The organism is Variovorax sp. P4_B10 (assembly GCF_056402375.1).
In genome coordinates this window covers 33,830-59,158 of the sequence record NZ_JBFUHN010000044.1, presented here as the reverse complement: position 1 = coordinate 59,158, position 25,329 = coordinate 33,830, and the positions used below count along the sequence as shown (strand labels likewise).

Annotated in this window: 26 protein-coding genes and 1 pseudogene; 12 read left to right on the top strand and 15 right to left on the bottom strand. The window is 65.5% G+C overall.

The window, feature by feature from the left end; translation table 11 throughout:
• The 3 genes and pseudogenes from AC1DXX_RS20410 to AC1DXX_RS20400 form a co-directional block, all read left to right on the top strand.
• On the top strand, nt 1–534 hold a 534-nt coding region (locus AC1DXX_RS20410; protein ID WP_478136032.1), incomplete at its 5' end, for a hypothetical protein.
• A gap of 3 nt (nt 535–537) precedes the next feature.
• Complete coding sequence (locus AC1DXX_RS20405; RefSeq protein ID WP_478136031.1) at nt 538–1,086, top strand: hypothetical protein; 549 nt, start codon at nt 538–540, stop codon at nt 1,084–1,086.
• Between the two features lie 12 nt (nt 1,087–1,098).
• Nucleotides 1,099–1,344, top strand: a pseudogene (locus AC1DXX_RS20400) (DUF1266 domain-containing protein); the annotation flags it as partial.
• 454 nt (nt 1,345–1,798) lie between these two features.
• Here the strand turns inward: AC1DXX_RS20400 and AC1DXX_RS20395 are convergent.
• The 3 genes from AC1DXX_RS20395 to AC1DXX_RS20385 form a co-directional block, all read right to left on the bottom strand.
• Complete coding sequence (locus tag AC1DXX_RS20395; RefSeq protein WP_478136030.1) at nt 1,799–2,476, bottom strand: methyltransferase family protein; 678 nt, start codon at nt 2,474–2,476, stop codon at nt 1,799–1,801.
• Between the two features lie 100 nt (nt 2,477–2,576).
• Nucleotides 2,577–3,497 carry an NADP-dependent oxidoreductase gene (locus tag AC1DXX_RS20390; protein WP_478136029.1) on the bottom strand — a complete coding sequence of 307 codons (921 nt, stop codon included), beginning with the start codon at nt 3,495–3,497 and terminating at the stop codon, nt 2,577–2,579.
• Between the two features lie 16 nt (nt 3,498–3,513).
• Nucleotides 3,514–3,960 (bottom strand): ester cyclase, encoded by a 447-nt coding sequence (locus AC1DXX_RS20385; RefSeq protein WP_478136028.1) that lies wholly within the window; start codon nt 3,958–3,960, stop codon nt 3,514–3,516.
• Nucleotides 3,961–4,053: 93 nt separating this feature from the next.
• On the opposite strand from AC1DXX_RS20385, the gene AC1DXX_RS20380 reads away from it, so the two are divergent.
• Nucleotides 4,054–4,965, top strand: coding sequence for a LysR family transcriptional regulator (locus AC1DXX_RS20380; RefSeq protein ID WP_478136027.1), 912 nt, complete (start codon nt 4,054–4,056; stop codon nt 4,963–4,965).
• Nucleotides 4,966–5,206: 241 nt separating this feature from the next.
• Here the strand turns inward: AC1DXX_RS20380 and AC1DXX_RS20375 are convergent, their stop codons facing one another.
• Nucleotides 5,207–6,583, bottom strand: a complete 1,377-nt coding sequence (locus AC1DXX_RS20375) for an MFS transporter (protein WP_478136026.1) — start codon at nt 6,581–6,583, stop codon at nt 5,207–5,209.
• Nucleotides 6,584–6,790: 207 nt separating this feature from the next.
• Here AC1DXX_RS20375 and AC1DXX_RS20370 point away from each other — a divergent pair, with 207 nt between their 5' ends.
• Both AC1DXX_RS20370 and AC1DXX_RS20365 read left to right on the top strand, forming a co-directional pair.
• Complete coding sequence (locus AC1DXX_RS20370; RefSeq protein ID WP_478136025.1) at nt 6,791–7,717, top strand: LysR family transcriptional regulator; 927 nt, start codon at nt 6,791–6,793, stop codon at nt 7,715–7,717.
• 19 nt (nt 7,718–7,736) lie between these two features.
• Entirely contained in the window at nt 7,737–7,892 is a 156-nt protein-coding gene (locus AC1DXX_RS20365; RefSeq protein ID WP_478136024.1) for a hypothetical protein, read from the top strand.
• A gap of 65 nt (nt 7,893–7,957) precedes the next feature.
• Here the strand turns inward: AC1DXX_RS20365 and AC1DXX_RS20360 are convergent, their stop codons facing one another.
• The 3 genes from AC1DXX_RS20360 to AC1DXX_RS20350 all read right to left on the bottom strand — a co-directional run bounded on the left by AC1DXX_RS20360 (nt 7,958) and on the right by AC1DXX_RS20350 (nt 8,953).
• On the bottom strand, nt 7,958–8,185 hold the full coding sequence (locus AC1DXX_RS20360) for a toxin-antitoxin system YwqK family antitoxin (protein WP_478136023.1): 228 nt from the start codon (nt 8,183–8,185) through the stop codon (nt 7,958–7,960).
• Between the two features lie 50 nt (nt 8,186–8,235).
• Nucleotides 8,236–8,640 carry a GNAT family N-acetyltransferase gene (locus AC1DXX_RS20355; protein ID WP_478136022.1) on the bottom strand — a complete coding sequence of 135 codons (405 nt, stop codon included), beginning with the start codon at nt 8,638–8,640 and terminating at the stop codon, nt 8,236–8,238.
• 76 nt (nt 8,641–8,716) lie between these two features.
• Nucleotides 8,717–8,953, bottom strand: coding sequence for a DUF6429 family protein (locus AC1DXX_RS20350; RefSeq protein ID WP_478136021.1), 237 nt, complete (start codon nt 8,951–8,953; stop codon nt 8,717–8,719).
• A gap of 296 nt (nt 8,954–9,249) precedes the next feature.
• On the opposite strand from AC1DXX_RS20350, the gene AC1DXX_RS20345 reads away from it, so the two are divergent.
• Both AC1DXX_RS20345 and AC1DXX_RS20340 read left to right on the top strand, forming a co-directional pair.
• Nucleotides 9,250–9,762 carry a C40 family peptidase gene (locus AC1DXX_RS20345; protein ID WP_478136020.1) on the top strand — a complete coding sequence of 171 codons (513 nt, stop codon included), beginning with the start codon at nt 9,250–9,252 and terminating at the stop codon, nt 9,760–9,762.
• A gap of 32 nt (nt 9,763–9,794) precedes the next feature.
• Nucleotides 9,795–10,076, top strand: a complete 282-nt coding sequence (locus AC1DXX_RS20340) for a hypothetical protein (protein ID WP_478136019.1) — start codon at nt 9,795–9,797, stop codon at nt 10,074–10,076.
• Nucleotides 10,077–10,093: 17 nt separating this feature from the next.
• Here the strand turns inward: AC1DXX_RS20340 and AC1DXX_RS20335 are convergent, their stop codons facing one another.
• The 8 genes from AC1DXX_RS20335 to AC1DXX_RS20300 all read right to left on the bottom strand — a co-directional run bounded on the left by AC1DXX_RS20335 (nt 10,094) and on the right by AC1DXX_RS20300 (nt 18,768).
• A complete protein-coding gene (locus AC1DXX_RS20335; protein WP_478136018.1) occupies nt 10,094–11,476 on the bottom strand; it encodes a DUF5666 domain-containing protein in 1,383 nt (460 codons plus the stop codon).
• Complete coding sequence (locus tag AC1DXX_RS20330; protein WP_478136017.1) at nt 11,473–12,306, bottom strand: DUF6502 family protein; 834 nt, start codon at nt 12,304–12,306, stop codon at nt 11,473–11,475. The genes AC1DXX_RS20335 and AC1DXX_RS20330 overlap by 4 nt, the downstream gene beginning before the upstream one ends.
• Before the next feature lie 112 nt (nt 12,307–12,418).
• Nucleotides 12,419–12,964, bottom strand: coding sequence for a GspH/FimT family pseudopilin (locus tag AC1DXX_RS20325; RefSeq protein WP_478136016.1), 546 nt, complete (start codon nt 12,962–12,964; stop codon nt 12,419–12,421).
• A 15-nt stretch (nt 12,965–12,979) separates the two neighbouring features.
• The gene (locus tag AC1DXX_RS20320) at nt 12,980–16,087 is read right to left on the bottom strand and encodes a pilus assembly protein (RefSeq protein ID WP_478136015.1); all 3,108 of its coding nucleotides are present in this window, start codon (nt 16,085–16,087) and stop codon (nt 12,980–12,982) included.
• Nucleotides 16,084–16,668 carry a pilus assembly PilX family protein gene (locus tag AC1DXX_RS20315; protein ID WP_478136014.1) on the bottom strand — a complete coding sequence of 195 codons (585 nt, stop codon included), beginning with the start codon at nt 16,666–16,668 and terminating at the stop codon, nt 16,084–16,086. The genes AC1DXX_RS20320 and AC1DXX_RS20315 overlap by 4 nt, the downstream gene beginning before the upstream one ends.
• On the bottom strand, nt 16,665–17,792 hold the full coding sequence (locus tag AC1DXX_RS20310; protein WP_478136013.1) for a PilW family protein: 1,128 nt from the start codon (nt 17,790–17,792) through the stop codon (nt 16,665–16,667). The genes AC1DXX_RS20315 and AC1DXX_RS20310 overlap by 4 nt, the downstream gene beginning before the upstream one ends.
• The gene (locus tag AC1DXX_RS20305) at nt 17,789–18,370 is read right to left on the bottom strand and encodes a pilus assembly protein (RefSeq protein ID WP_478136012.1); all 582 of its coding nucleotides are present in this window, start codon (nt 18,368–18,370) and stop codon (nt 17,789–17,791) included. The genes AC1DXX_RS20310 and AC1DXX_RS20305 overlap by 4 nt, the downstream gene beginning before the upstream one ends.
• Nucleotides 18,364–18,768: a type IV pilin protein gene (locus tag AC1DXX_RS20300; RefSeq protein ID WP_478136011.1), complete on the bottom strand. Its 405-nt coding sequence runs from the start codon at nt 18,766–18,768 to the stop codon at nt 18,364–18,366. Before AC1DXX_RS20300 ends, AC1DXX_RS20305 begins: the two co-directional genes overlap by 7 nt.
• Nucleotides 18,769–18,990: 222 nt before the next feature.
• On the opposite strand from AC1DXX_RS20300, the gene AC1DXX_RS20295 reads away from it, so the two are divergent.
• The 4 genes from AC1DXX_RS20295 (at nt 18,991) to AC1DXX_RS20280 (ending at nt 25,029) form a co-directional block, all read left to right on the top strand.
• Nucleotides 18,991–21,057: a carbon starvation CstA family protein gene (locus AC1DXX_RS20295; RefSeq protein WP_478136010.1), complete on the top strand. Its 2,067-nt coding sequence runs from the start codon at nt 18,991–18,993 to the stop codon at nt 21,055–21,057.
• Nucleotides 21,058–21,068: 11 nt separating this feature from the next.
• A complete protein-coding gene (locus AC1DXX_RS20290) occupies nt 21,069–21,275 on the top strand; it encodes a YbdD/YjiX family protein (protein ID WP_478136009.1) in 207 nt (68 codons plus the stop codon).
• A 124-nt stretch (nt 21,276–21,399) separates the two neighbouring features.
• Nucleotides 21,400–22,662: a glutamate carboxypeptidase gene (locus AC1DXX_RS20285; protein WP_478136008.1), complete on the top strand. Its 1,263-nt coding sequence runs from the start codon at nt 21,400–21,402 to the stop codon at nt 22,660–22,662.
• Between the two features lie 216 nt (nt 22,663–22,878).
• Nucleotides 22,879–25,029, top strand: coding sequence for a TonB-dependent receptor (locus AC1DXX_RS20280; protein ID WP_478136007.1), 2,151 nt, complete (start codon nt 22,879–22,881; stop codon nt 25,027–25,029).
• The last annotated feature ends 300 nt before the right edge of the window (nt 25,030–25,329 follow it).

Below are 25,329 nucleotides of genomic sequence, written 5' to 3'. Positions count from 1 at the left end.
GAAATATATTGCATGCAGACCATTAATTATAAAATGGAATACTCGATTCTCGAGTACGTTTTCGGTCTTATTGGCCCGGCAATCATCATTGCTGCAATTTTTTATCCGATTGCCGATCTGAAAATTGGAACCTTGCGGCTTCACCTGCCGACAGGCGTGGCCAATGGCATCCTCATGTTGGTCGGGGCTTATGCCACGTATCTTACGGTTGGAACACTTTTCGAGAAGCGCGCGGCCAATAGCCAAGGCGCCAGCATTGTTCTTGATGAGAAGAGCATGTCGTTCACGACCGTCAAGAAATTCGCTGGCGTGCTGACTACCGTGAACTATGACGCAATCGAAAAAGTCACCGTCACGGATATTCCGGAAACCTCAACATCGAGCGCAGAGAAAACGATAGAAATTAGTGCTCCTTCAACGGCGTTTAAAAAATTTGAATTCGATGCCATCCACATGGCGAAAGATTCGGACTTTGATGCTCTTGTGGGTGCACTCAAGCATCGCGCCCTTAATGCGGCCTTCAAACAAATATAGTTTATGGGTTTCTTGCATAAATTATTCCAGATATTTTCTGGAAAAAAATACAGAAATTGCCCCAGTGGCGCCGCAGTGGATCCGGCAGCGCAGCGAGCACTCCAAGCTGGGCTCATCAACTCCGAGCAGATCATGGCGTATTGCGACAGTTACACAACTGGACTGTCGGACGATGTTCTCACCGAGGGGCTTGGCTCATACTGGGATATAAGCTCGCTTCAGGAGGCTGCTGAAACTCTGGGGTGGCTCGGTCGCTATGGCCATCGCTTTTTTTACGATATTGTTTTTMAGGTCTACAGCGATGGTGCTTCAGGAGAGGGGCGCCAAGAGGTTCTCGAGGCATTGATCGCCAGTGGTCGATACGGCTCCCCGGAAACAGTGCGCAAGCAGATTACCGCACAGGGGCCGTGCGAGGAAAAAGATCTCGTTTTCTCGGCTTTGGAGCAGGCTATGGAGATGTTGGGGAATCTGCGATCCGCTTTTCGCCTTCTCGAAGACAAGGTTAATGGCTCGTATCTTCCCAAGGATTACAGCGCTGGAATCCTTGCTTGAGATCTCGGCCGCCTCGTCACTGTTGCAAGGATGTCACTGGACTCTAAATACATTGAGCAGGATGAATTCARCCGAATTCTTTCGCATGTTGATGGAGAATTACGCTCGAATTTTTCGTCTTGGCCGCAATTTGCAAAGAGCTACATCATTGGTCGGGCCAGTTGGGGAGGTCAGAATATGACGCTGGGCGGAATAATCGGTATTGCCGAAGATCTTATGACTGATGAAAAGAGCCCTTGGGTGCTGTCTCCCCTGTGAGTTATTGGGCGGCCGCGGCGGTCATTACGGATCTTCAGCGCCGCAACTGCAGCAGAAACTCAACCCATGACTTTTAGCTGGCCCCGCCTAACTAGGGTCTTGTCCGCGTGGGGCATCGCCACGTTGTCCGCGTGCGGGGCCTTTTTGCTTCACGCGCGAAGCCTACCGCCTGACGACCTGTTGATGGCTAACACACTCGGCTTCCAGGTCATGACGAGCCTTTTGATCGTCGCGCTACCGAGTCTGTTTTGTCTCTTCATTTTCTTGGGAGCGGGTGCGCTGATCAAAGGATGGCTTACCGCGCTCGCCGCGGTTTCCGAGGCAAGTCGCCGCTGACGGCCAGTTCCAGTCGTTCGACCCATCGATCTGCTCGGCCGCAGAGCGAACGTTGCCGCTGGACTCGATGCTCTACACCGACGGCGCACCGATTTCTTGGAAGGGCTGCCCCATTTCTCTACCAGACATACGGAATGAGACGATGACGCACACGGCTTGCGTATTCGTTGTAGCCGGGAAGATCGCGGCGCAAGATCTTTTCCTCATCAAGAAGCCGCCAGAGAAGCACCGGCAGGATGAGCGGGACGAGACAGATCGTGAGCCACGAGCCGAGTGCAAGCGGCATGCCGATGAAAAGCCAGAGCGCGCCGGCGTACATGGGATGACGCACATGAGCGTAGGGGCCGCTGTCGATCACTCTTTGGTCATCCGCGACGCTGATGTTGGCTGCTGCATAGCTATTGACCTTCAGCACCCAGAAAATAAAGAGGAATGACAACACGATCACGATGTTCCCTGCAAAGGACAGGTATGCGGGCACCGGCGAGACGCCAAATCGGTAATCGAGTGCAGGCAGGACGAGAAAAATAAAAAACGCGAGGATGATGAGCGACACGCAGATCTTCTGCGACCACTCTTTCTCATGCTGTGGTCCGGCATTCATGCGGCGCTCTAGAAGCGGCCTGTCGTAGAGGGCGAGATAGACGGTGAAGCCGATGGTCGAGGCGGAAAAGACGGCGATAAAGAGCCAGCCTTGCCAGTATCGCCACGTGCCCGCGGGCAAGAAAATGAAGGCAACGAATACGGCCATCCCCGCAATCCCTTGCACGATGGCTTTCTTGTGGAGCGGATCCATGGCAAGTGAATGGTATATCCGACGCCCCACGGCCGAGAGTTGCTTACCCAGTCCGTCCATCCGCAAGGCGAGCTCGCCGTATTGCTGCTCGATCGCGGCGTCATTGCCCGACGCGGACGATCAGCTTGCCGCGGGCATGCCCGGTGGCCAGCCGCTCGAGGGCGGAACGCGCTTCGTCGAGCTTGAAGATCGTGTCGGTGACGATCTGGAGACGGCCCTGCTCGAACATCCGGAAGGCCTCGGGCAGGAAGCGCGTGGCATCCGCGAAGAAGACGAACGTGCCAGCGTGGCCATCGCGGGCGGTGATGCCGAACTCCACCGTGGTGGCAATGCGTCCGTCTGGACCCAAGACCGACCACGACTTCTCCAGGGTGTCGACGCCGATGGTGTCGATCACGAGGTCGATGTCGCGCAGTTGGGAGAAGTCCTGCGTGCGGTAGTCGATCACCTCGTCGGCGCCCAGGCTGCGAACCAACTCGTGATTCCGTGCGGACGCGGTGGCAATCACGCGGGCGCCGGCCTCGTGCGCCAACTGGACGGCCATGCTGCCGACGCCGCCGGCCGCAGCGTGGATGAGCACCGTTTCGCCTTGCTTGAGCGCGCCGGTGTCTGACAGGGACTGACTCGCCGTGCCGAACGCGGTCGGAAGCGCTGCGCCTTGCTCGAAGCTCATTCCCTCGGGCATCACGAGGACGCCGTCGGCGTTGATGACTACCTGCTTCGCCAAGGCCCCCCCGGCGCCCGGCTGCGTACGGCCGACAACTCGGTCACCCGCCTTCAGGTGTGTCGCCTGTGCGCCGACCGATTCAACGACGCCGCTGAAATCGGTGCCCGGGACGTAGGGCAGCTCAATGGGGAACACCTGCTGCATGTAGCCGGCGATGATCTTGAGGTCGAGCGGGTTGATCGCAGCAGCTTCGACGCGAACAACGATCTCGTCGGCCTGCAGGACGCGAGGCGTCGGCGCGCCGATGGTGACGACTTCCGGGCCGCCGAACGCATGGATGATTGCTGCTTTCATGGCTTGCTCCTCTCGTTCAAGCTTGAGCCGGGAACTGGCCCAGTTGCAGGAAGAGGCCGAACCAGTCTTCCATGTGCCACGTCGTGGTCACGCGGCCATCCATGAGGGTGTGGAACTCGTGCAGGCGGAACCTCACTTGCTTGCCAGTCGCGGCGATGCCGAAGAGCGGGCCTTGATGGGTGCCGCTGATCTCCGCACGGACTCCGATCTTCCCGGGCTCCTGCACCATGTCGTGGATGGTGATCTGCACGTCCGGGAACGCTTCCGCCACGCTGCGGATGATGGTCTTGATGCCTTGCGGTCCGGGTTCCTGGCCCGGTGCCATGGGGATGTCTTCCCAGTCCGGCGCGAGGACGCTGTCGACGAGGTCCGGGTTCTGGTCGGTAAAGGCGCGGTAGAAAGTCTCCACGGCTTCGCGCTCGACGCGCAAGCGCGTGGCAAGTTGTTGATCGATCGATTGCATTCAGGAACTCAAGGGTTGGTGTCGATGAGGTGATTCTGCGAACCTGCCTAAAATCCGTCCAACAGATAATCGATATACATCAATATCAGCTTCATGGATTTTCACGGAATCGATCTGAATCTTCTGGTTGCCTTCGACGCGCTCATGAGCGAACGAAACGTCACTCGCGCGGCCACACGCGTCGGCGTCAGTCAACCTGCCATGAGCGCGGCACTGTCTCGCCTGCGGGTGCTACTGGGAGATCCGTTGTTCCTGCGAGGTGCAGGCGGGTTGCTGCCAACTCAGCGTGCGAGAGAACTGGCTGAGCCCTTGTCCCAGGCGCTCGCGCAGATCAAGGCGACCCTCGTGACCAAGGCGCCGTTCGTACCGGGCAAGGCGTCGCTTGTCTTCAACCTGGGGCTGCAGGACTATCCGACCTTCGTGCTGCTGCCCCCGCTCTTGAAAGCGCTGGCGCGGGAGGCGCCGGGCATCGCGTTGAACGTGCGCGCCTTCAACGATCGCAACCAAGCCGTCGATCTCCTGGACGCAGGCGCCATCGACGCGGCCATCGGCGTCGCGCCCACGCAGTCGGATGGACGCATCTCGACGATGCCTTTGTTGAAGGACGAGTTCGTCACGATCGTTGCTCGCGACAACCCGGCCGCCCGCCGCGGGATGACTCTGAAGAGCTTCCTGGCTCTGTCGCACGTGCTCGTGTCACCTGAGAGTGAGCGTCACGGCGTCGTCGACCAGGCACTCGCGCAACAGGGCAAGACGCGCAAGCTGGGACTGACCATGCCGCAAATGTTCGCCGTGCCCGTGGTTGTAGCGCACACCCTTATGGCGGCCACGGTGATGAGGAGATTCGCGATCTCATCGGAGGCGGCGGACGACCTCGTCCTGTTCCCGCCGCCGCTCGACCTGCCCGAGATCACTTTTCACCTGACATGGCATCGGCGCAACGACACCAGTCTGGCGCAGACGTGGCTGCGGAATCTCATCGCATCGACAGCTGAGCTGCTGTGAGGCGCATGCCTCCGACGATCCGCGCAGAGCAACCCGGGGATGTTGAGGGAATGTGGCGTCAGCTTGGGTTAAGGGTTGTCCAACACCTGCCCTCAGGCCGTTGTCGTGCGCGGGCTCGTGGTGTTGCACGGGCAGGTGTCGGACAACCCTTAACCACTGCAGACATCTGTGCGCCTCCAAAGCGGTCGGTTGCACCAGCAATGCTGGGGCCGAAAAGAGCGCGCTCGCTTCCCGATACCGATCACGCGGCGCGAGCCCTTGCGGGGCTTCTGAGCAAGCTCGCCACACTCCCGGCCAACGCGGCCAAAGCCGCCATCGCCAGGCCCCAGTGCACTGCGCTGTGGGACGGCAGCAGCCCGAACATCAAACTCATCAACAGGCTGCCGAGCGTCAACCCCGTGAGTCGGGCGGTGCCTTGCGCGCCACCGGCCGCGCCGCTGCGTTCCTTGGGTGCCGAGAGCAGCATGTTCTGGTTGTTCGGCGTCTGAAAGAAGCCGAAGCCCAGGCCGGCGAGGCTCGTGAACACCGCGATCGGCAAGGTCGGGTTGCCGTGCAGAGGCCACAGGGCACACAGGGCCAGACCGCTCGCGAAGCACGCACTTCCGCCCGCGCACAGCCACGCGCTCGGCACGCGCTGGGCCAGGCGTGCCGACAGCGGCGCGGCCAGCATCACCGCCAGAGGCCAGGGGGTCATCAAGAGGCCGGCGGTCACGGCGCTCTGGCCGAGTTCGTGCTGGATGTAGAACGGCAGCGCCACAAGGCTGGCCATCTGGCCGGTGAAGCAGCAGACGGAGGCAACGATCGAGACCCGAAAGGAATGCACGCGCAGCAGGTCGAGCGGGATCAACGGCGCCGCCTTTGGCATCTCACGCCGTACCAGCAGGACCATGCAAACGGCAGACAACGCGAGCAATGCACCGCCGCGCAACGGATGCACCACGAGCCGGTCACTCCCGAGCACGAAGGAGGCGAACATGACCGCGTTGAGCGCGATGCTCCACACGTCGATGCGGCGCACCGAGCGCGCAGGGCTCGGCAACCCTGTGCAGGCGGCGAGCACGAGGAGGCCGATCGGCAGATTCACCGCAAAGAGCCACGGCCAGCTTGCGGCAGAGAGTATGAAAGCGCCAAGGGTGGGGCCCGACGCTGAAGCGGCCGCGACGGCGAGCGCGTTCCAGGCGATAGAGCGCGCCAGCAATCGACGCGGATAAGTGAAGCGCAACAATGCCAGCCCAAGGGGCATCACGGCCGCGCTGCCCAGGCCCTGCAGGCACCTCGCAGCCACGAGCCATGGCAGCGATGGGGACAACGCGCACAACACCGACGCCGCGGTGAACAGCGCCACGCCGCCAGCGAAGACCCGCCGATACCCGAACCTCTCCCCGACAGCAGAAGCCGGCAACAGGAACATGACCACGGCCAGCTGGTAGGCGGTGATGATCCAGACGGCATCGGCGGGTGGCGCCTGCAATTGCTGGGCAATGCCTGGCAGCGCGATGTTGGCGATGGCGCCATCGAGCACCACCAGCACGCCCGCGCCCAGGATCGCGGCGACGGCCGCAAAGCGCCGCGGCAGAGGCAGGCCGTCGGCGTCATGCACTGCGTTCACGTCGTTCACCTCTTGGGTTTCGACGGTGCGGGCAATGGCGGAAGAAGAGTTCGATCGAAGCGTAAATGACAACATGATTGGACGACTGGAAGAGGCACGCTCTATCGCGCCAGGCCAGCTTAGGACTGCGCACACGGCTTGCCCAGCGCGCGGCGCGCAGCTTGTCCTTGCATGCGGCGCCTGTCGAAATCCTCGCAGCCGTGCTAGGTTTGGTGCATGCCAACAGATGCCGACCTGAACCTGCTGTTTGCGCTGAACGCGCTTCTTTCCGAGGGCAGCGTCGCGAAAGCCGCCGAGCGCCTGGGCCTGAGCGAGTCGGCCATGAGCCGGGCGCTCGCGCGGTTGCGGGAATCGACCGGGGACCAGCTCCTCGTGCGCGCGGGTCGCGCTATGGTGCTCACGCCGCATGCGCTGGCACTGCGCGACCGCGTCAGGGAGCTGGTGCAGGAGTCACGCGCGGTACTTCAGCCCACCGGCGCGAGCATGGACCCTCGCACGCTCCAGCACTTGTTCACGATACGCGCCAACGACGGCTTCATCGAGGCCTTCGCGCATCAGCTGGTGGCGCGTGCCGCGCGCGAAGCACCCGGCGTTCGCCTGCGCTTCGCGCCCAAGCCCGACAAGGACGTTCGCCCCCTGCGTGAGGGATTGCTCGATCTGGATGTCGGCGTTCTTGGCGAGTCGGGCCCGGAGGTACGCGTTCAGGCGCTCTATCGCGACCGATTCATCGCGGTAGTGCGCCAGGGCCATCCCCTGCTCGCCGAGCCCGAGATCACTGCCGAGCGCTACGCTGCCTGCGACCACGTGGTCACTTCACGCCATGGCCGGACTGTGGGACCGGTGGACGACGCGCTCGCAGCGATGGGCCTGGTGCGCAATACCGCAGTCGTGGTGCCCAGCTTCAGCACCGCCTTGTCGATAGCGGCCGCGACTGAGTTAATTGCATTGATACCGTCCTCGTACTTTGAGCACCTGAGGGCGCGGGGCACGCTGCGCTCGTTCCCTCTGCCGCTGCCTACGGAGCAGATCACCGTGTCGCAGATGTGGCATCCGCGTCTTGATCGGGATCCTGCGCATCGGTGGCTGCGTGGGGTGGTGCTGGAGGTTTGCCGGCCGCTGAATGAGCAAACAAGAGCGCCGTGAATGCATTCGAGCTTCGACCTTGAACGTCGGCTTCGCCGTCGAATCCAGCTACGCAAGCGTCGCTTATGGCAAGTTCTTTGGCATCGCGAAGATGATCGCGATTACCACCAAGACTATTAGCCAGTGCCACAAGTGGAGCGTGGCCATGCTTTCCTTCCAGCAACGGATCGACTGATCGTCATCAAAGCCGACAGTAGCCCGGATCCCCAGCCGGGCCTCGTCAATGCCCGGTTGTGGCCGTCACTTGCCCTTTGGCTTCATCGTTGTGACTTTGTACACCGCACCGTGCTTATCGTAGGTCGTCCACGTTCCTACTTGGGCTCCAAGCTCGAAGTAGCCCGAGCGCATTCGAACGCCATCCTTTCGGAACCATTCCCAGTAGCCGCTCAACAAGCCGTCGAGCATCTGGCCACGAGCGCGGACCGTACCGTCCTTGAAGTATTCAACGCGCTCTTCCGGTACTGTCATCTGGCCTCCTATGTCCGCTGATGGCCGCACTCTGCCTTCTGCATCAAACTTCAATCCGCAGACCGTCGCCCCCGCGGGCGCTCCATCGCAACCGAAGAGGCGCTGAATCCCAGCTTGGCGAAGAACTCGGCGGCGCCCGGTCTTCCCGCTCGCAGCACCCATGTAATGTCTGCTTCCGACCCTACGATGTATTGGACGAGCGCCTGCCCGATGCCTCGCCGACGAAAGGGCTCGGCGACCACGACCATGGACAGGTATCCGTTGGACATGCCATCGCTGATGGCGCGTGCAAAGCCGACTGCCTCGCCATCTGCCACCGCAATCACCGCCTGCTGCGACGCCGAGATCAGTTGGCGGAGCTGCTCGATGTCGGCGATTCGGTGAGCCCATCCGTTGGTCGAAAGAAGGCGATAAACCGCATCGACATCAGAAGCCGCAGCGCTGCGAATCTGCATACCTCCTCCTCAAGAATTGAACCGCGTTGAGCCGCCACCGCGGTGAAGGTCTGGCGGTGGCCGCACTCTGCCGCAGCTATTCGCGCGCCGGCGCCGCTCCACGGGTCCCGAAGTGTTTGGCCGCGAGCTCTTTGGCACGACGCATCCCCTCGTCCGTCAGGTAGACCGACTCCTGCCTGCCGTGGGCCTCCGTGATGAGCCCTTTTTCGTGGAGCCCGTCCATGGTTGCGAAGTCATATCGCTTCCATACGCGTCCGTTCTCGAACTCAAAGACGCCGAGCAGCGCCAGAAGCGCTTCTTCGACCTTGACCATGTCGTATGTCATAGCATCGCCCCTCAACGTTCGACGGTGGACCGCTTTCACGGCACCGCCTCTGATTGGCCGCGGCCGCCGCGAGGCGGCAGTTCGACTTTGCGATGGTACTTTGGGAATTTGGCCTTCGCCAGCCAACATGGTCTCTCCCGGCAGGGCGCATCTCCTTCGCAGATTCATTCGTTTGAACGCGTCAGCAACGTCAGCACCGCAAGCGCCAGAATGATCACCACGCCCGGATGGCGCATCGCCAACCGGAGCGGGCTCCCCGTCACGACAAGACCCATCCATTCAACATGCCCAACACACCCATGCCCATGTCGCGCTTGCGCCTGCCGTTGCTTCGGCTGCTTTCGATAGGCGCCTGCCTTCTGGTGCTGGGCTGCGCAAGCCCACGCGCGCCGTCGCCCGGTTCCGCATCCAACGTCCCGCCGCTGACGGCCGAACAGTCGAACGGCATCGCGATCCACGCATTGGGCCTGGTCGGCACGCCGTACCGCTACGGCGGCAACACGCCGGATGGCGGCTTCGATTGCAGCGGGCTCATCGGTTACGTGTACCGAGAAAGCGTGGGGCAGGTGCCGCCGCGCACGGTGGCGCGGATGGCCGCCTTCGGCCAGCCGGTGGCGGCGTCCGAGATCCGCACGGGCGACCTGGTGCTCTTCGGCGCATCCGCGCCGACGCATGCGGGCATCTATGTGGGGGCAGGGCGGTTCGTGCATGCGCCGTCGACCGGCGGCGAGGTGCGGCTCGATCGCCTCGACGGCGTCTACTGGTCGCGCCAGCCGATGCAGGCGCGCCGGCCCTGAAGCAGGCCGCTTCGCGCAGAAAAGGTAGCCGTATGAAAACCGCGTTCAAGCTCTTGCTCTCGTACCTGGTGGCCAGCTTTGTGATGACGGCACTGTCGGTGGCCCTTCATCCGTCACATGCCCATGTGCCCGCCGTTGTGGTGCTGCTCGCTTTCCCGCTGGTCCCGTGGCTCATGCTGAGGGAATTTCTGGCCGGGGGGACCGGATGGAAAGACGCGCTGCCGGTGGGCGTCTTCATCCTGGCGTTCGGCGGCACGGCGTGGCTGGCGTTTCGCTCCCGTTCGAAGAAGGGGCTGCGTGCGGGGGGAACGTAGAGACGGGCCCCGTGTTCTCAGGGCACGGTAAAAGTCACCCGCTGCGCGATGAGCACGCCGTTGACGATCCTGTCGCCGACGATGGTCACGCTCTTGCCGTTGCCCAGATCCGCGACGGTGCCGTTCTCGAATCCGGACCCGCTGGCGTCCACCGGCTGGCCCTTGACCCTGAAGCTGGCGGGCGGCTGGTAGGCGCTGATGGGACCGATCACCGTGAAGGACGCCGGCCCGCCGGTGCCGGGCACGTAGCGGATGCGCAGCTTCTTGACCACCAGCACGCCGCCGGTCATGAAGCCGTCGACCTCGACCTTGACGCCGTTGCCGAGCGAATTGGCCGGGCCGCCGGTGATCTGGGCATTCAGCGCATTGACCTGTGTACCAAGGACCTTGAAATCGCTCTGCGACGCAAAGTTGGTGATGACGCCCGCCAGCTGGACCGCGACGCCATCGCTGCTCGGGATGGCGTACCAGCCTTGCACCTTCGTGGCCGTGAAGTCGCCCGCGGTCGGCGCCTGGGTGCCGCGTACGCGAACGATCACGCCGTCGGCCAGGGTCGTGGCGTCGATGCCCGACTCCAGGGTGGCCGCACCGTAGTCGACCTTCAGCAGGCCGAGCACGAAAGTCTTCTGCAGTGGGTTGAGGTTCTGCACAGTGCCGGTGACCAGGGGCTCGACCGATGCCGGCTGTATCTGGATGCGCGTGGCGCGCAGCGTGCCCGGTGCGGCGGGCAGACCCCACACCTGCACCACGCCGCTGCCGGCCACGAGGTCTGCCACGCCGTTCGCCGCGTCGGCCCAGACGGTGGCCGTGTCGGTGGTCACGGTGCTCCCCATCACGACGAAGCTGCCGGCGGCCGTGTCGATGCCGGACACCGTGCCGCGCAGTTCGGCTGCCGACACGACCTGCGTCGCCGTGCCGCTGGTGAAGTCGGCGTCGACCTTGCCGGCGATCCGCGCGCTCATGCCGATCTGCAGCTCGGTGGTGTCTTCGAGGCTGAAGGTCGCGCTGTCGGTGTTGTAGCGCAGGCCGTTGAGGATGACGCTGCCCAGCCCGTCCACGCCGCCGATGCCGCCCGCGTCCGCGCTCACGCCGGTGCCGCCCGAGCCCACGCCGGAACCGTCGCCCGTGCTGTTGCCGGCCGTGCTGGTGCCGCCGTCGGTGCCCGAGGTGCCCGAGGTGCCACCGGCGCCTGTGCCCGTTCCGGTGCCGGTGCCGTCGGTGCCGGTCCCGCTGCCCCCCGCGTCCGTCCCGGACGCGCCAGTGCCCGAGCCGGTGCCGACCGGCAAGGCGGTTGCGCTGCCACCACCGCCGCCGCCCCCGCCGCACGAGAGCAACAGCACCATCGTCCCCGCGACAAGGAGACCGCGCATCCATCTGCCGGGTGTCTTCGTGGTGGTCATGGGAGAGGCTCGCTTTTCGGTGGGTGCGAGGGCGATGGTGCGCCCTCGTCTTCGTAATACGTGTAGATGCCGACCCGGATGCGCCCCTTGGCCTCGGCCGGGGCCCGGTCGACGGCCTCTGTCATTTCGTGCGCCAGCTCGTGATGCAGGGCCGACCAGCGCTCCCGCACCAGGCGGTGGATCTGCTCGCAGTCCTGCAGCGAAAGGCCGCGCGCATAGACGGCGCGTTCGAGCATCCGCGGCTGCTCGCCCAGGGTGTTGGACACCGCGGCGAGCAGGTGGTCGCGGCCGTTGTCGCCCACGAAGGCGAGCATCGATTGAAGGTCTTCGATCGGCACGAAGCCGTCGGCCATGAGTTCGGCGACGCCGTCGCTCTCGGCCACCATGTTCAGGCGGATCAGCTCGTCGAGGATGGTGCGGTGGTGCACGTTGCCGCGGCTGCCCAGGCGGGCCACGGTCTCGAAGGACGGGGCGGCGCTGCCGGCCGCAACGGGCAGGCGCCGCAGGGAGGCGTCATCGGTCAGCATCTGCAGCCAGAGCGTGAAGGTCTTGGCCGCCGCCGACAGTTCGGTGTGGGGGAGGGGGTCGAGCGTCGCCCGGACCTTGGCGGTGACGGCCTTGCGGTTCAGCCCGGTCGTGACCGAGAGCTGGCTGAGGTTGGGTTTGGGCACGCCCTGCTGGCGCCAGGACCGCTGGGCTTCCTCGATCAGCAGGTCACGCAGCAGCTCTTCCAGGTGCGGATGCTTCACGCCCATGGCGAGGGCGAGCCTCACCACGGGGCGAAGGATGCGAGCGCAGGCACCAAGGGCCCAGTCCAGCCGGTGTTCCATCAAAGCGAAGCGTTGTTCCTGGTTTGCAAGGGGCTTGCGCGGCCGTGGTGGTCAGGCCGGCGCAAGCCCTCCATTGTCGTTTGCAAAGCGGGATGGGATGAAGGCGTTCGTACTAATTCGAGCAGGTGGCGTCGTTCGAACGTATGACAGAGGTGCGGCCGGTGGCGCTGATGCTGACCATGCGGCTCTGGGAAGCACTGGGGGTGGCCCGGCAGATGGTGATCTTGCCCTGGCTGGTGCCCACGCCGGTGGCCTCGAAGGTGATGGCGCTGGCGCCTCCGGCATCGCGCAGGAGGTAGCCGTCGGCGGCGGCGGGCTGGGACTGCAGCACCCGCGTTCCGCTCAGGACGATCCAGCCGGTTTCCCATTGCCCCGAGGTGCTGCAGCTGGTGCCGTTGGCCGAGGTGCACAGCGTGACGGGCGCGTTGCGCTTGATCGCCTCGCTGCGGGCCAGCTGGCTGCCGGAGACCAGCGCGGTGGCGTAGGCGCTGAGCCGAGTCGACAGGCGGATGTTCTCGAACGAGGGCACGGCAATGGCGGCCAGCACGACCAGCACGGCGAGGGTGACCACCAGTTCGATCAGCGTGAAGCCGCGCTCGCGCATGCCCATGCGTGCGGCGGCCGGCTTGCTCGTGCCCATCAGGGGGGTGGTGCGCATCCTGGTCACCGCCGCCTACTTCTGGATGAACCAGTAGACCCGGCCCTTGGGCTGCTTGAAGGCCGCCTTGGGCGTGGCGCCCTTCGGGCTGAGGAAGGAGTCGGGGTTGGCGCCGATCACCACGTCGCGCATGCTGCCGTCGTCCAGCTGCACCCGGCCCACCACGGGCGAAGGGGCGAGGCCGCCGCCCACCACATTCTGGAAGCGGCCGCTGGTGCCCTGGGGCGCCGCGTTGGCGTACGACACGTTGTAGACGTTGGCCGTGCCCAGGTCGGCCCGGCACGATTGCCGCACGCTCGGGTCGGTCGGGGTGTGGGTGTTGAAGGTGGTGACGCCGTACGCCGTCACCGAGCCGGTGACCACCTGTTCGCCGGCGGCGAGCGCGAGGTACCAGCCCTTCTTGTTCGCGAGGTCGGTGGCGGTGGGGGTGGCCGTGCCGGTGATGGCCTGCAGCGAGGCGTGGCACAGCACGGCGCTTGCGCAATTCGTCGATTCGGCGCTCAGCCAGGCGGTGTCGGAGGGCTTGTCCACCAGCATGTAGAAGCGGTTGGCCACGCTGAGCGCGGCACTGTAGTAGCGCAGCGGCTTTTCGCGGTCGCCCGAGCCCAGCAGGAGCACGTAGACGCCGTTGTCTTCCACCACGTCGGGGCCGAACATGAACTTGCGGTTGGGCGTGCAGGTGGTCACGGTATCGCAGCCGAGCGAGGCGATCTTGGTCATGGTCCAGCTGCCCGGCGACGCGTCGCCGATGGCGATGCGGTAGACGTTGCCGCCCAGGTCGGCGGCGTAGGCGATCCTTGCCAGGCCAAGGCTGTCGGTGATGACGGTGATTTCCCCGGCCACCGCGCGGTCGGTCGTGAACATGTTGAGGCGCGTGCCGGTGTCGGCGTCGAGCACGTAGATCCTGTTGCCCTTGGTGCTGGTGCCGCAGGCCTGGACGGCCGCGTTGGCATCGACGTCTTCGCACTTGTCGTAGCCGCCGCCGAACATCAGCAGCGGGGTGTTGCCGGCGCCGTAGCCGGTCGACTTCACCACTTTCGGCGCCGACCAGGTCTGGCCGATGCCGTCGAAGCCGCTGTCGCAGCCGGTGTCGTTGTCCTGGTTCGGGCAACCCTTGCGCCACTTCAGCGACGGCGCTGCCGGGTTGGAGACGTCGAAGGCATAGATCAGCCGGCCGCCCCGGCGCATGCTGGCGAACAGCCATGCGCTGGTGTCGCGGCGGTACGCCGACACCGCGCCGTCCATGCCGTAGGGCTTGGGTGCGACGGCGCCCACGCTGACCGGCAGGCCGGGAAAGTTGATGCGGGTGCTGTTGTCGTACAGCCGCTTGAGGCTGCCGTAGAACTCCGGCGGCACGAAAGACCACAGTTCGTCGCCCGCCGCGGCCGAGCCGATGGCCGTGCTGCGGTTGCCGTTGATGGCCCGTAGCACGCCGTCGTTGCCGCCATAGAACACCACCACCTGGGGCGCGGCGTCGGTGCCGTAGTTGACGGCCACGGGGCGCGAATGCACCACGTCGCCGTGCACGGAGGGGCGCATGGCGGTGGAGGTCAGGGGGTTGCCGCTGGCGTCGGTTCTTTCGTCGCCCTTGTTGTCGAGGCCGCGTACCCAGTCGATCAGGTTGGTCCGGTCGGTGTCGCTGGTCACGCCCAGGGCCGCCTGGCTGATGGCCGCGTTGCCGCCGGCAAAGGCGGTCAGTGCCGTGCAGCTGCCGGGTGCGCAGGTCTTCATGTTGCGGTTGGCCACGGCAAGGCGGCGCAGCATGTAGCCTTGCGCGCCTTTTTCCACGACGTTGCCGTCGGGGCTGTCGGCCGCTTCCTTGCCCAGGCAGTCGCCGGAGGGGCGGAAGCTCCAGTAGGTGTCGGTATCGCTCGGCACGGGCGTCCAGTAGCTCCGGGCGCAGGGGGCGACGAAGCCCGTCTGGTTGTTGACCGCGTTGGCGCCGGCGGCGTCCTGCAGGATCAGCTGGTTGTTGCTGTCGAGCCCCAGCTTGTACTGCTTGAGGTTGCCGTTCCAGCGCGGAAACGCGTCCTGGTCGGGGCGGAACATGCCGACGAACACCTGGTTCAGGTAGGTGCCCTGCGTGTTCACGCTGACGGGCAGGCTCACGGAAGAGAACACGCTGTTGACCGACTGGATCTTGCTGAAGATGTCGTCGAGCGTCGCGCCCAGCGCGGCGCCGAGGTCGGGCTTGAGCGAGAGGTCGTAGTACTCGCCCTTGCTCTGGGTGGCCATGCTGTTGAGCAGCGCGGTCCAGCCGGGGCCCTGGCCGCCCGAGGCCTTGGCGGCCTCGATGGTGTACATCTTCACGCCCATGCTGGTTTGCAGGAAGCGCGCCCACTCGTCGGCCGTGTTGTCCTGCGAGCCGCTGGGGCTCAGGGGAATGGCCGCCGTGCTGCCGCCGGCCGCGCGCAGGGCCTCGGCCGAGGTCTGGCTGTCGTTGGTGTTGTCCTGTGCCGCGCCGTTGCTGATGTAGATGACGTAGGTGCCGATGCAGTTCTCGGTGCTCGGGCCGACGTAGGTGGTGCTGTTGATCGCATTGAGCGCGTTGCGCGGCAGGGCCCAGACGTCCTTGGACGACGCGTCCGTGCCGTTGTAGACGTAGACGTTGCCGCTGTAGTCGGCCTTGAGCTTGTTGTTGCCCGCGATCGGCGTGCCGCTGGCGAGGTAGCGGTAGACCTCGGCCATGGTCTTGCCGGCCTTGCCGCCGTTGGACTTGTCTTTGAGCTTGTCCAGGTTGCGGATCATGGCGCCGTACTTCACCTTGGTGCCGTCGTCCAGCATGCGCACCGCGGCGCGCACGTAGCCGCCGTCGGCATTCGAATTGCCGCCCCCGGTCTCGCTGAACATCATCAGGCCGACCTTGAACTTGTTGGTCGGCAGGCTTTCGAAGGCCTTGGCGAGCGCGGTGAGCTCGGCGGTGAAGGGCTGGTTCCAGTTGGCCGTGTTGTCCAGCACGAACAGCACGTTCGGTGCCTGCGTGGCGGTCTGGTTGTAGCCCACGAAGAGGTCGATGTCCTCCGCGTGTGCCGGGCACAGCGGCAAGGCCAGCAGCGCGGCGGCCCACAGGGGGGCGAAGAATTTCCTTGTCATGGTGCGGACCCGTTCGTCGTCATGGTTCATGGGAGTGCTGGGGGCGTGGCGCACAGGGCTTCGAACTGCGCCTTGTTCAGGAGCGCCCGAACGCCCTGGCGCACGGCCGTGGTGGCGCCGGTGTTGCTGCCGGCGGCCTCCGTCACGGTGGTGCTGATGTCCCAGACCGAGTTGTATTGATCGGGCAGGGCGGAAAGACCCGAACCGCTGCTGGAGGCGCCGCCGGTGATGCCGCTCGGGCCGGTCACGCCGCCCCCGCCGGAGTCGGTGGCCTTGGTGGCGCGCACGCAGACCGGCGCGGCGACCGACACGATGTAGTCGGCGCTGCCGTCGTTGTTGATGTCGACCATGCTCACGGTGCCCTGGGGCGCCACGGTCGAAGGGGTGCCGTCGGAGCCCGGCACCAGCAGGCTGCTCGCGACCTCCTCGATCGCGCGGTTGGCCGCGGCGACGGCTTCGTTGCGGGTTTGCAGGTTGCCCACGGCCCTGAGGTTGGAGCCGCTGAGGTTGAAGGCCGCGGTAACGGTGAGCGTGATCAGCAGCAGCATGATCATCCCGATGATCAGCGCCGCGCCCCGCTGGGAGGCATTGGTGGACGGCATGCGCTTCATGGCGTTTCTCTCCGGCCGGTCACGTTGGTCAGGCGCACCGTGGTGGCGAACGCGTGCCGCTTGTAGTGATCGTTGAACGGGCCCAGCGTCGCCGCGCCCAGGTTGTAGGTGCGCGTGTCGGTGTGGCCGGGCGAAATCTCGTTGCTGCGCGCCAGCACATGGAGCTTGACCGCCGCCACGTTGATCAGTTGGTCGGCAGTGCAGGGCGCGGCCGCGCTGCAATGCACGAAGTTGCCGTCGGGGCTGCCGTCGCCGCGGTTGGACRGCGTGGATCTGTTGCTCGCGTCGGCCCAGGCGATCGGCACGGTGTAGTTGGCGGCGGCGCTGGTCTTGCCCAGCGTGTCCAGTCCCAGCTCGACGCGGAAGCCCTCGACGCCCTCGATCAGCGGCACCGGGGCTTGCTGCGCCAGCGTGCCGCCCGCGAGGTCGAAACGCGAGCGCGCCAGCGTGGGGACGCCGTCGCCCACCGTCTCGGCGTAGTCGCGCACGTAGTAGATGTCCGCAATGAACTTGCGCTTGGGCGTCGGTGTCGTGCAGTCCTTGCCCAGCATGTTGGTGAAGCCCGCCGTGGAGAGGTCGAATGAAGAGGGCTTCTGCGTGCCGCAGAGGGACGACTGGAAGTACAGCTTGCCGGCGGTGTCGGCCTCGCAGTTGGGTGTGCCGGGCAGGCATGTCTCGGCGTGCCGCACCACCAGGATGTCGGTGTTGGCCTTCTTGTTCTTCAGCAGGTCCGTGCAGCTGGCGGGGACGCTCTCGTAGCTTTGCACCGGGATGTCGAGCAGCTGGCGCTTGTAGTCGTCGGTCCAGGTCGCGACCGTGTAGGCCAGGCAGGGGTCGGGCGGGGTGCCGGTGGGCACGTTCTCGGGAGCGCCGTTGATGGTGAGGTCGTCGAACTGGGGCATGTAGTTTTCCCAGAAGCCCGCGTGCGCGACCTCGTTCTCGAGCACGAAGATGCTGAGCCGGCCGCTTTCGATCTGGCGGTTGACGCGCTCCATCTCGCGCTGGGTGTTGCTCACGTTGAGGAACAGCGTGAGCAGGGCCGCGATGATGATCAGCATGATGGTGATCGACACCATCAGTTCGATCAGCGTCAGCCCGCGTTGGCGGATTCGCGGCGACGTCATGAGAGCGCCCCGATGCGCACCAGCGTGGTCACGGTCCGGCGGCACAGGTCGTTCACGCAGCGCGCGCCGACGGCGGTGCTGTCGTAGAGGTCCTTGCCGCAGGCCACGCCGGCCGGCGGCGCGGCGATCGGCACCAGGCCCTGCCACGCGACCGTGACGAGGTATTCGTTGTTGCCCAGGTCTTCCACGCAGCCGCGCCCGCCGACCACCGTGCCGAGCTTGCTGTTGCCGGAGGTTTCGGCCGCGCCCTGCAGGGCGTTGCACCACTCGGTGGCGTCCGTCTGCTGGCGCGTGCCCGTCGATGTCGGGCACACGGCGGCGCCGCCCAGCGGCGCGCTCGTGACGTAGCTCGAGGCCATCCGGCGATTGATCGCGATGCGGCTGGCCATGTCGTTCAGCAGGATCAGGGCCTGCGAACGCTGGTAGGACTCCATTTCCGATGCCTGCAGGCGGGCCTGCAGGCCCACGAGGCCGAACAGCCCGAACGCCAGGACGATCACCGTGACCAGCACTTCGATCAGCGTGGTGCCGCGCTGGGCACGCAGCGGCCGGGAGCGGGCAGGCTTTGTCTTCACCATTTGCCGGCAGGCGTCTTCACGCCTTCGCTGTTGAGGGTGAGCGCACCGTCGCTCGCCTGGGTGCCGAGCGGGGTGAGGGTCAGCGTGAACCCGGGAACGCCGGTGGTCGACAGGGTGACGTCGTAGCTGTAGTTGCTGGCGACTTCCGAAGGGAGCGCGTAGCCGCTGGCGGTCAGGGCGGTCTTGTCGGCGTAGTTCCGGTTGGCGATGAGGAACTGCTGCTGCCGGTTGGCGATGTCCATCATCTGCGCCTGCGCGGCGGAACGCTTGGAGCGAATGACGTATTGCGTATAGCTCGGCAATGCGATGGCCGCGAGAATGGCTATCACTGCGACCGTGATCATCAATTCGATCAATGTGAAGCCGCCGCGTTTCCGCGCGCACGCATGCTGGTTCATCGTGGATCCCGGTGGAGATGTGTCATATTGTTATAAATGTGAATTTATCACATTTGTTAAAAGTGCGAGCTTTTTCGGTGGGGCCCCTGGTGCCCTGTCGGTCTCACGCCGCAAGGGTTTTCCATTAAGCAAAGCCACGCACCCTTTCCACGCGGTCTGACGGATGGCAGCACGACCCCGGCCGGGAACACTTTGCGGGTTCGAAATAATGGAGACATCCGCATGCAAAGCATCCGACGCCACCTGGTGTGGCTGGTCGTGGCCGTCGTCGGCGCGTTCGCGCTCGGCACGGTGGCCCTCACCCGAGGCGAAAGCGTCAACGCCCTCTGGGTGGTGGCCGCCGCGATCTGCACCTACCTGATCGCCTACCGTTACTACAGCCTCTTCATTGCCGACAAGGTACTGGGTCTGGACGGGAACCGCAAGACGCCGGCGCACCGCCACAACGACGGCCTCGACTACGTGCCCACCGACAAGAACGTGCTGTTCGGCCATCACTTCGCGGCCATCGCAGGTGCCGGTCCGCTGGTGGGCCCGGTGCTCGCCGCGCAGATGGGCTACCTGCCTGGCCTCTTGTGGGTGCTGGCGGGCGTGGTGTTCGCGGGGGCGGTGCAGGACTTCATCATCCTGTTCATCTCCACGCGGCGCGACGGCCGCTCGCTCGGGGACCTGGTCAAGCAGGAGATGGGCGCGGTGCCGGGCATGATCGCGCTGTTCGGCACCTTCATGATCATGATCATCATCCTCGCGGTGCTGGCGCTGATCGTGGTGAAGGCCCTGGCCGAATCGCCGTGGGGCACCTTCACGGTGGCGGCCACGATTCCGGTGGCGCTGTTCATGGGCGTGTACCTGCGCTACATCCGTCCGGGGCGCATCGGCGAGGTGTCGCTGATCGGCTTCGTGCTGCTGATGCTCGCCATCTTCGGCGGCCAGGCCGTGAGCCAGAGCCCCGAATGGGCGCCGCTCTTCACCTTCGACGGCAAGGCGCTGACCTGGATGCTCGTGGGCTATGGCTTCGTCGCCGCCAGCCTGCCGGTGTGGCTGCTGCTTGCACCGCGCGACTACCTGTCGACCTTCCTGAAGATCGGCACGATCATCGCGCTGGCCATCGGCATCGTGTTCGTGATGCCGACGCTGCAGATGCCGGCCATCACGCAGTTTGCGCAGGGCGGCGGGCCGGTGTGGTCGGGCAGCCTGTTCCCGTTCCTCTTCATCACCATCGCCTGCGGCGCGGTGTCGGGCTTCCATGCGCTGATCTCCTCGGGCACCACGCCCAAGATGCTCGACAACGAGCGCCACGCGCGCTTCATCGGCTACGGCGGCATGCTGGCCGAATCCTTCGTCGCCGTGATGGCGCTGGTGGCGGCCTCGTGCATCGAGCCCGGCATCTACTTCGCGATGAACAGCCCGGCCGCGCTGGTGGGCAGCACCGCGCAGCAGGCGGCGCAGACCATCTCGAGCTGGGGCTTCGTGATCACGCCCGAGATGCTGCTGCAGACCGCGAAGGACGTGGGCGAAACCACCATCCTCGGCCGCGCCGGCGGCGCACCGACGCTGGCGGTGGGCATGGCCCACATCCTCCACCAGGTGATCGGCGGGCAGGCCATGATGGCCTTCTGGTACCACTTCGCGATCTTGTTCGAGGCGCTCTTCATCCTCACGGCCGTGGACGCCGGCACCCGCGCCGGCCGCTTCATGCTGCAGGACCTGCTGGGCAGTTTCGTGCCCGCGCTCAAGCGCACCGATTCGCTGCCGGCCAATCTCGTGGCCACGGCGCTGTGCGTGGCGGCCTGGGGCTACTTCCTCTACCAGGGCGTGGTCGATCCGCTGGGCGGCATCAACACGCTGTGGCCGCTGTTCGGTATCTCCAACCAGATGCTGGCCGCGGTGGCGCTGCTGCTCGGCGTGGTGGTGCTGTTCCGCATGAAGCGCGAGCGCTATGCATGGGTGGCGATTGCGCCGGCCGCATGGCTGCTGGCCTGCACGCTCACGGCGGGCTGGCAGAAGATCTTCTCGCCCGATCCGAAGATCGGTTTCCTCTCGCACGCGGCGAAGTACGTCGACGGCCTGGCCAACGGCGTGCTGGTGGCGCCGGCCAAGACGCCCGAGGCCATGTCGCGCATCGTCTTCAACGACCGTCTCGATGCGGCGCTGTGCGCGCTCTTCATGTTCGTGGTGCTGAGCGTGCTGGTCTACAGCATCAAGGCCTGCCTCGCGGCGCGCGTGGCCAACCGGCCGACCACGAAAGAGACGCCGTTCGAGCCGCTCGCCGCATCGGCGGCGCGCTGAGCAGCGCAGCCATGGGCCTCGCCATGCCGGAAGCCGGGCGGTACTTCGCCCGCTCGCTCAAGCAGTCGCTGCGGCTGATGGTCGGCATGCCCGACTACGACGCCTACCTGACCCACATGGCGGCCACGCATCCGGACCAGCCGCCGATGAGCTACGAGGCCTTCTTCCGCGAACGGCTGGAGGCGCGCTATGGGGCGGGCAAGGGGCGCTGCTGTTAGGTGGCGAGGCCTGTTCCGTTCGTTGTTCGCTTGACCCGCGCGGAACGCGGGTGATAGCCTGCGGCGCCCGCGAGGAGCGGGCGTCTTTCCACCGGACACCCGGACGAACAACAGAACGGACCCTATGACTCTGCACACGCGCCTCCCCTTCACGAAATCCGCGCCGCTGCGCACCGCCTGTCACGGCGTGGTGCTGGCCTGCGCACTGCTGGCGGGCAACGCCATGGCCCAGAAGCCGCACCAGGGTGCGCTGGACGCGGCGACGCAGCAGAAGGACGAGGCGCTCAAGCTGCTGGAGCGCATGGTCAACATCGACTCCGGGTCGGCCAGCACCGAGGGGCTCGACAAGGTTCGTGAAATTGCCGTCGAGGAACTGCGCAAGCTCGGCGCGCGCATCGAGACCTTTCCGGCGGACCCGCATCCCGGCACCAACGTGGTCGCCACGCTGACCGGCCAGGGCAAGAAGAAGATCCTGATCCTCGCCCACATCGACACCGTGTTCAAGGAAGGCACGGCCGCGGCCAAGCCGTTCTACATCAAGGACGGGCGTGCCTACGGCCCCGGCGTGATGGACAACAAGGGCGGCGTCGTCGCCGGGCTCCAGGCGCTGAAGATCCTGCAGCAGATCGGCTTCAAGGACTATGGGCAGATCACCTTCCTGATCGACACGAACGAAGAGGTGGGGTCGGTCGGCACCAGCGCGCTGATCGAGCGCATCGCCAAGCAGAACGACGTGGCATTGAACCTGGAGCCCGGCCGTCCCGCCGACGGCCTCGTGGTGGAACGCAAGGGCTCGGCCACGGCGCTCGTCGAAGTGAAGGGACTGGCCGCGCACGCCGGCGTGGCGCCCGAAGCCGGCCGCAACGCGGCGATGGAAGTGGCGCACCAGGTGCTGCAGCTCTCGAAGACGGCGGATGCCGCGAAGAAGACCACGGTGAACTTCACGGTGCTCACGGCCAACGGCCCGACCAACGTGATTCCCGCCACCGCAAGCGCCAAGGGCGACGTGCGCGCCGCCACGCCGGAAGAGCTCGACCGCGTCGAGAAGGACCTGGTTCGCATCTCGCAGAACAAGCTGATCCCCGAGACCGAGGTGCGCGTGCGCCTCGTCCGCGGCTTGCCGCCGATGCCGCGCTCCGCCGCGTCGGACAAGCTGGTCCGCATGGCCGAGGGCATCTACGCCGAGATCGGCAAGAAGCTCACCATCGAGAGCAGCGGCGGCGCGGCCGACGCCAGCCTGGTGGCGGGTGTGGGCGTGCCGGTGCTCGACGGCTTCGGCATCGTGGGCGGCGGCATCCACACGCCGGAGGAATATGCGGAGGTCGAAAGCGTGGTGCCGCGGCTCTACCTGCTGTCGCGCATGCTGATGGACCTGAGCGCCAACTGACCGGGCGCTTTTCGAGCGGCACCGCCGCATAGAATTCCGGGGTCGCGCGATGCGATCCCCTTTGCTGCTGCTCCCTGGCCTCTGCGCCAGCGCGGGTCGGCCAGAGGGTACCCAACCCAGATTTTTCCAGGCAGGGCACATGCGTTTCGCCATCCGGTCGATGGCGAGGCGGCATGTCGCTTCGCGATTCCGTTGTCGCCCCCTGAAGGAAATCTCATGTCCGTCCGTTCGCATGCGCCGCGCCTGCGCCACCAGCCCCTGTTCGTCGCCGCCCTGGCCTTCCTGCACTGTGCCGCGCAGGCGCAGGGCACCACCGCGCTCCAGGAGGTGATCGTCAACGCCGAACAGGACACCGGCTACGCCCCTGCCGCCGGCAGCACCGCCACCAAGGGCACCGCGCCGTTGCGCGACATTCCGCAGGCCGTCAACGTGCTGCCGGCGCAATTGCTGCGCGACCAGGGGGCGACCTCGATGCAGGACGCGCTGCGCAATGCACCCGGCGTTTCCTTCAACGCCGGGGATGGCCAGCGCGACCAGGTGGTGATCCGCGGCTTCACGGCCATCGCCGACTGGTTCGTGGACGGCGTGCGCGATGACGCGCTGTATTTCCGCGACCTGTCGGACACGGAGCGCATCGAGGTGCTGAAGGGGCCGGCCGCGGTGCTGTACGGCCGGGGCTCGTCGGGCGGCCTGGTCAACCGCGTGACGAAGAAGCCCATCTTCGAGCGTCCCTTCGGCGAGGTCTCGCTCGGCCTGGGCAGCCACGACTTCAAGCGGCTGACCACCGATCTCAACACGCCCATCGGCGAGAACATGGCGTTCCGCCTCAATGTCGCRCGCGAAAAATCGGGCAGCTACCGCGACCAGCAGTTCATCGATCGCTACAACATCGCGCCTTCGCTGGCGATGAAGTTCAGCCCGCAGACCGACCTGCTGCTGCAGTACACCAACGCCTACGACCAGCGGTTGACGGACTTCGGCATTCCGGCGCTCAACGGCCGGCCGGTCAACGTGCCCATCGGCACCTACTACGGCTCCGCCTTCGCGAAGCGCGACGACACCACCACGACGCGGGTGCAGTCCTTCACCGCAACGCTCAACCACCGCTTCAGCGACACGCTGGGCCTGCGCAACACCACCCGCTACTACAGCTACAAGCTCGACCGCTTCAACACCTTGCCCAGCGGCACCACCGACCCGGTGCGCATGACCGTGGGCCGCACCCGCGGGTTTGTCGACCGCGACGAGAGCGGCTGGTTCAACCAGACCGACCTGACCTGGCGCAACGACCTCGGCGGCTTCAAGCAGGAGTGGCTGGTCGGCGCGGAATTCGGCAAGCAGGACAAGCGCCTGTACTCGGTGTCTTCGGCCACCGGCTATGAGCGCGTGAGCATCCTGAATCCGGTGGCCGCGCCTGCGCCCATTCCGTTCGCGAGCTACCAGGCCAGCAGCGCCATTCCGAGCAACTCCACCTTCAAGACAGCCGCGCTGTACGCGCAGGACCAGATCACGCTGGCGCCGCAGTGGAAGGCGCTGATCGGCGGGCGCTACGACGTGTTCGGCCAGGAGACTTCCTTCGAGCGCACGCTGGCACCGATTTCGCGCACCGACCGCAAGTTCAGCCCGCGCGCGGGCGTGGTCTGGCAGCCGACCGACACGCAGTCCTACTACGTGTCGTACAGCCGCTCGTTCCAGCCTTCGGCCGAGACCTTCGCGCTGTCGGCCGGCAACGCCGCCAACGAGCCCGAGATCACGGTGAACAAGGAAATCGGCGCCAAGCTCGACTTCCTGGACGGCTCGCTCAACCTCACGGCGGCGCTTTTCAACCTGGAGCGCTCGGGCATCAAGAACACCGATCCGGCCAACCCGGCGCAGCAGATCAACGTGGGCACGCAGCGCACCAACGGCATGGAGCTCGCGCTGGCCGGCAAGCTGCCGGGGCGCTGGGACATCAGCGCGGGCTACGCCTACCTGGACGGCCGCATGGTCAAGTCGCTGGCCACGGTGAGTTCGCTGCAGTTGCCCATCGGGGCTGCGATGCCGGTGCAGGGCAAGGTGGCGCCGCTCACGCCGCGGCACTCGGCTTTCGTGTGGCTCATGAAGGACCTGGGCGACGGCCTGAGCGCCGGCGGCGGCGTGAACTACGTGGCCGCGCGCTATGCCTCGCTCAGCAACCTGGTGACGCTGCCTTCGTACGTCACGGCCGACCTTGCGGCCAGCTACAAGACCGGGCGCTACGAGCTGTCCGTGAACCTGAAGAACATCACCGGCAGGAAGTACTACGTCTCCGCGCACGGCAGCGTGGACAACCTGATCATGCCGGGACCGGGGCGCGAGCTGCAGGTGGGGCTGACCGCGAAGTTCTGAGAGCCTGTCTGCGATTTCTATTTGGGACCATGCAGATGCCTGTTGGGGGGAGTTGCGCGGCGTGGTGTGCGGGCCATTCGGGGCGCGTGCACAGGCCACCGGGTACTCCCCTCCGCGAATGTCCCCCGCTTCGCTCCTCCTTTATTTCGCTGCGGGGAGCACCCGGTGCCCTGTGCACGAGGGCACGCTGCTGGTTTGCGGCCGATCAACCAGTGCTCTGAGCGATCACACCGTCGGCGTGATTGCCCCCTGAACGGCAGCGCCCCAACGTGGCCCCACATAGGCCGTAGACAAGCTCTG